General features: G+C 33.2%; 5 protein-coding genes. 1 reads left to right on the top strand and 4 read right to left on the bottom strand.

The window, feature by feature from the left end; all coding sequences use genetic code 11:
- The 3 genes from BN349_RS25435 to BN349_RS14465 form a co-directional block, all read right to left on the bottom strand.
- Positions 1-75 (bottom strand): 4Fe-4S binding protein (locus BN349_RS25435; RefSeq protein WP_187370273.1); only part of this gene is annotated, 75 nt, incomplete at its 3' end.
- 13 nt (positions 76-88) lie between these two features.
- The gene (locus BN349_RS14470; RefSeq protein ID WP_019243043.1) at positions 89-2491 is read right to left on the bottom strand and encodes a DMSO/selenate family reductase complex A subunit; all 2403 of its coding nucleotides are present in this window, start codon (positions 2489-2491) and stop codon (positions 89-91) included.
- A complete protein-coding gene (locus tag BN349_RS14465; protein WP_019243042.1) occupies positions 2484-3173 on the bottom strand; it encodes a TorD/DmsD family molecular chaperone in 690 nt (229 codons plus the stop codon). Before BN349_RS14465 ends, BN349_RS14470 begins: the two co-directional genes overlap by 8 nt.
- Positions 3174-3610: 437 nt before the next feature.
- Between BN349_RS14465 and BN349_RS14460 the strand changes: the two genes are divergently transcribed.
- Positions 3611-4420 (top strand): MerR family transcriptional regulator, encoded by an 810-nt coding sequence (locus tag BN349_RS14460; RefSeq protein ID WP_019243041.1) that lies wholly within the window; start codon positions 3611-3613, stop codon positions 4418-4420.
- 621 nt (positions 4421-5041) lie between these two features.
- Here BN349_RS14460 and BN349_RS14455 read toward each other — a convergent pair.
- Positions 5042-5659: a metalloprotease family protein gene (locus tag BN349_RS14455; protein ID WP_019243040.1), complete on the bottom strand. Its 618-nt coding sequence runs from the start codon at positions 5657-5659 to the stop codon at positions 5042-5044.
- Positions 5660-5959 lie beyond the last annotated feature (300 nt).

Genomic DNA, 5959 nt, shown 5'->3' with positions numbered 1-5959 from the left:
GTCTTTGCAAGCTACGACACATGCGTTACAGCCATTACAACGAGCTTGATCTATATAAAAGCCTAATTGAGCCATGTTTTATTCCTCCCTACGCTTTTTTTACTTCTGCCAGATTAGTATGTTGTGGGTTACAATGGAATGGTGAAGCTTTCTGACTTGTAAGAACGTTGATTGCTCCACGTTTATCTACACCATTTTCATCTGGGTTATACCAGCCCCCCTGTGGTAACCCAACTACCCCTGGCATGAATCTGCTTGAAACTTTTGCAGGGATGACCATTTTTCCACGATCATTAAAAATTTCAACCTTGTCCCCATCTTTAATTCCACGTTTGTCCGCATCAATAGGATTAATCCAAAGCTCTTGCGTTTGAACTTCTTCCATCCAGTCACTTGTATCCCAAGTTGAGTGACAACGTCTTTTCACATGCCAACCGAATACTTGTAATGGATATTTTTTCGTTAATTTACTTTCAGGTCCTTCTTCAACAGCAACATGCTTAGGAACAGCTGGGATGTTCTCTGGATCATTCATATCGTATAGCATTTTTGAGAACAACTCGATTTTTCCAGAAGGTGTTTCAAACGGATTATTTTTTAAATCTTCTATTTGTTTTTTGAAATTCACAACTGTAACATCTTTGAATTTATGAACACCGTTTTTCTTCAGCTCTTCATATGTTGGGAAACCTGGAATCATCTTGTTTGATTCATCAATCATCCACTTAACCCATTCATCTTGTGTTCGACCTTCTGTAAATTCTTTTTCAATTCCTAGCTCAGCAGCCAGTTTACTCATCCACTCATATTCCGTTAGGGAACCGTATAATGGCTCAACCACTTTTTGTGATAGGAAAATGTGTTGGCCATAGCTCCACGGTGGAACTAAGTCGTTTTGTTCAAAGAATGTACATGTTGGTAAAACAATATCCGAATACTTTGCAGATGGAGTCATATAAATATCAGAAGTTACAATAAATTCACACAGTGACTCATCTTCTAAAATTTCGATTGTTTTATTAATATCTGAATGTTGGTTTACAAGACAGTTTCCTGCCATATTAAAGATCATCTTAATATTAGAAGGTAATGTTTTCCCTTCTTCTAGCCCTTTTACACCATCTTTTACTCCCATTTCTTTACCACGAACAATTGCATCGGTATATTTGAAGCATGGAATACCAATTCCCAATGGATTATCAGGGATTGGGAAAGGAACACACGGAGCAAGTGCCATCATTGGAGCACCAGCACCTGCCCATCCTCCACTAATACCGATGTTGCCAGTTAATGCAGCTATAAGTGAGCCGCCACGAGACATCTGTTCACCATTCATATGACGGTTAATACCATTTCCTTGTACCCAAGCCATTGGTTTTGTAGTGGCTACTTCACGTGCTAACTGTTTAATTCGACTTGCAGGTAATCCAGTTATCTTAGCTGCCCATTCTGGTGTTTTTGGCGTTTTATCTTTCACACCCATAACATAGCTGTAATAAGATTCTCCTGCTGGAACACCTTCTGGCATATGTGCTTCATCATGACCAATACAGTATGTGTCTAAAAATTTCTTATCATGTAAGTTTTCCGTAAACATTACATAAGCCATGGCAGCTATTAAAGCATTATCTGTTCCTGGTTTAACCGGGAACCAATCATCTGCTAGAGCTACTTCTGTATCTGTCTTTCTTGGATCGATAGTGTAAATTTTTGCACCCTTAGCCTTTGCCATACGTAAATACATATTAAAATGTCCAAAAATGGTTTCAGCAGGATTCATAGCATGTAAAATAATCAGTTTAGAATCTAATAATGTATTACAGCTATTTCCTGCTGAAGGCACACCAAACGTAAATGGAGTTGCAGCCATATGCTGACCAGAACTATAGTTCGAATAACGTCCTAAATATCCACCATCTAGAGCAAGAAGCCTTTGGATTACTGTATCTCCACTACCAATTGTTCCAGTTTGCCCCGTTGCATAAAGACTAAAGCGAGAAGCAGGACCATATTTTTCTTTAATACGGTTATTTTCTTTGGCAATGATTTTAATCGCTTCATCCCAGGAAATTTCTTCAAATTTCCCTTCACCACGTTTACCTACACGTTTTAATGGCTTTTTAATGCGATTTGGAGAATAAATATGTCTTCGATATCCTCGGCCGCGTACACAAGCACGAATTTGTGGATACTGTTCATTATCAGCATTTTCATCTCTTGGATCATCATCTGTGCTTATCCGTACAATTTGACCATCTTTTATATGCGCTTTAATAACGCACTTTCCACCGCAATTCAGTGTACTACATGTTGGAATGACTCTAGCATCTATTTTACTATCTGTGTTTGCAGCGCTTGCTTTTTTCACAAGATTACTAGAGACCGCAGTACCTCCGATAATTGCTGGTGCAGCTACTGCACCCGACCATTTTAAAAATGAGCGGCGTTTCATCTTTATATTTGAGATTTTTTCAAAAATATTCTCACTCATTGTCGAGGTCCTCCTTCAATGTTTTAATATATTCAAAATCTTCTTCTACAAATAAGATTAATAATAGTGCAATACCTTTATATAAATCACTTGTATTAGAAGAGAGAATATCCTTCGTAAAAGGGGTAATCCATCTGTTCAAATGTTCTTTCATCAGCCAATATTGTGTATAAACACCTTTAGCGTAATCTTCTTCTCTCCCTTCTTCTTTAGCAGAGAGTGTATAGTTAATTAAATGATTCATGAACTCTAATTCAATCGCAATGTGATCGTCTGGATCTGTATTCTCATGGATAAACTGCAAACCAAAATCCGCTAATTTCTTTCTAATCTGGAATACAGGTTCACCAAAAAGAGATCTATCTCTAGTCGTATAAGCCGATTCCCATGGTGGAGCTGGAATCTTCCCTTCTTCGTTGAATATATAAAAAGTAGCTAAATACACCTCTTTTTCTTCCTCTACAATAGAATCTAGATTTTTTTCGTGTAATTTTCCGAAGAAATGCTGTAAATTTTCATTACCCTCTGTTAATACATTTTTAAATTCAGAAGGAAAATGTTCTTTCCAGTGCAATAATATTTCTTTTGTTAGTGGACATTGAAGAGATACTCTTAAAAATGAGTAAATCGTTTCTCTTTCTTTACTAATTGAAATCATCTTGGGTTCTTGTATGATTCCCATTTTTAGTCTCCCTTCTCAATGACAAGAAAAGTAATTTTTCATATGTCATGAATACAACTGTTTTTTCCGTTACAGAATGAAGTAAAATTGTTATTTCCTGAACAAAATAATAAAGTCTCCCCTTACGGGAGAGTCAAACGCTTCCAGTGGAAAAATATATTTATATATCAATTTAAGAAATTTTTATGACATTATCACTTTAAATCTCCTGATAAAAATACCCCACTTTCTTAATGAAAGTAGGGTTTGATAATGATATTTATGTTTCTACGGAACCTTTAATTCCTTTTTTATCAGCTTGAACAAAAAATCAATCAACTATAATATGTTATATTGATATATTTTTCATTAAATTACATTGTTTATCTCAAATTTTGCAAGCAAATCAGAAAGATAACTCCAAATTTTGTTAATTAATAATAAAGGAACGAGAAATCATGCATGGATCAGCTAAGTTATTTTCAATAGGGGAATTATCGAAAATTTCAGGTATTTCAATTAAAGCATTAAGATATTATCACAACGAAGGAATTCTAGTACCTGCATATATTAATTCAAAAACTGGATATAGATATTACACTTCTAACCAATTGTTATATACATTCATCATAAAAATATGTCGTGAGCTGGGATTAAGTATCGAAGAACTTAGAGATTTATTTGAATCTGCTCAGACTAAAGAATTGCTTAATTATATAATTCAAAGGAAAAAGAAAACAGAGAATCAAATTGCACAGTTACAATCAAATTTAAAAAAATTGACTTCATTAGAATCAACTATAAATTATTCCTTTCAAGCTATGGACAATGATGGAATAACTCTTACAGAATTTCCTAAGCGATACCTATTAAAACTAGCTATGAATGCCTCTGAAGAACCGCTAGATTATGCAGCTTTGGAGAAGCTGGCAAGAACGTATGGAATCCACGAAATATACAACAGAGGTATATTTTACGAAAAAGGTCATGCAGGCACTTTAAGACCTTCTTTTGTTTTTTTATTAATAAACGAAAAAGATTTTAAAATGAATTCCAATGATTTTTTTATACTTCCAGCTGGAAACTTTTTAACCATTTCTTATGATAAAAATGACGAATTAGAAAAACTCCGATTGTTAGGGCAATATGTAAAGGACAATAACTTACATGTTGACTATGGGATTGAACTAGACCTTTATTACGATGTTTTTAATACTAGTTCTTATGCATGTCAGACTCAGCTCTATATTAACGAAAATAATCAATGATAAGTTAAGTTGCTTCTAATTTATTCATAGTAACCATCGATTCTAGAGGAGAAGAGTAGAAATGTTAAACCTACTTTATTTACAATTATTACAGGAATGCTGAACCTTTAGCTAAATAAGAAAATCTTAAATTGAATTAATAATAAAAGTAATACTATCTAGCTAAGACAGGTTATTCCAGTAATAAAATGATAGGTTTTTCTAGTTAATTGTGAAAAAATGTGATTAACCATGTTCATTTAGATACTTTATTCCAATTAATCATGAAAAAAATGATTAATAAAATCCCGATATATCAACAAGTCATTCTAACTAATTATGAAAAATCACAATAGGTTGTGATTCTCCATCTTTCATTAGACTGTAATTCAATTCGGAAAAAGGGTAATCCTAGGGTTACCTCTTTTTTATTGCTTCATTGCCTTTTATTAAAGAGGTAATGCAACATGAGAATACTTTCAATTTCATATGAATCTTTGGAGATTGAATAAAAAAATAAATTACGTTTGTCATTATATCCTTCTTTGTAAATATATCAAAATATAAAAAAGGTGAGTCCGTACTAATCTCTGTTAATAACAAAAAAAGACTGCATACTCATTAGCAGTCTCGATTTTATCTCTAAATCTTACTAGTTAATTTCCAATATGTGTTTGGACCATTACTTTTTAAAGTTGCATTTCTCGGTACCTGCGTCATGATAAGAATAAGATTAAGTAGATCGACTGATGATGCCATTGCGTTTATTATTATTAAGAACTTTAATGTTGTTGTTAATAGACCAAATGCACCTAATATCAGCGGGAGAATTATAGAGATAACTACAAAAGGAGCAATTGTAATAACGATAAATCTTGATTTTGAAATCTCTTCCTCTGTTATCACAAATCCTCCAAACAGTGTTAATCCTACATATGTTTGTTCTGATTTTAAAAAATTTGGAATGAAAATTAAATGAATGAATTCGTGGATTACTAACAGCAAAAATAGCCAAAGAATAATACTTAAATTAATTGTAATCGTTACTCCCTCAGGTTTTAGGCCAAAATCGCTTAAAGAAATTTTAGAAAAGATGTTTATTATCCCAATAGAGATGGATGCAGCGATAATCATTAAAGGTGTGGATAACAAAATCGCACTTGTTAAATTTTTTGGTTCTTTCATTGATATCCATTTATTTTTAATAAATTCTAAATGTAAATTTGGATTATGTTTGGGTAGTTTATTTAGTATTTTCACCAACTTCACCTCCATTTATATCTTATAAAAGAAGCCTCATAACCTAAAGAATAACACTTCCGCGGGGATGGATAAAGCTTCTTTTGCAGTTCCTTTTATAATCAAACGTGAGCATTTAAAGGATTTTTTGAATCTCTATAAAAGGAATCCATTGCAAGTAATATACTTTGCTTTGCTAATTTTCACCTAGTAAAAATACTTTTACCTTTGAGTAATCATATTGGGTTAAGGGATTTCAAGGAGAAACTATCATGATAAAAGCAACAGAAGGATTCAAGAAAGCGAAGCTAAAAAATAACC

This window comes from Bacillus sp. AP8, assembly GCF_000321185.1.
GTDB classification, from domain to species: Bacteria; Bacillota; Bacilli; order Bacillales; family DSM-1321; genus Bacillus_AD; species Bacillus_AD massilioanorexius.
The sequence above is the reverse complement of the archived record's forward strand: the minus strand, read 5'-3'. Positions and strand labels throughout refer to the sequence as shown.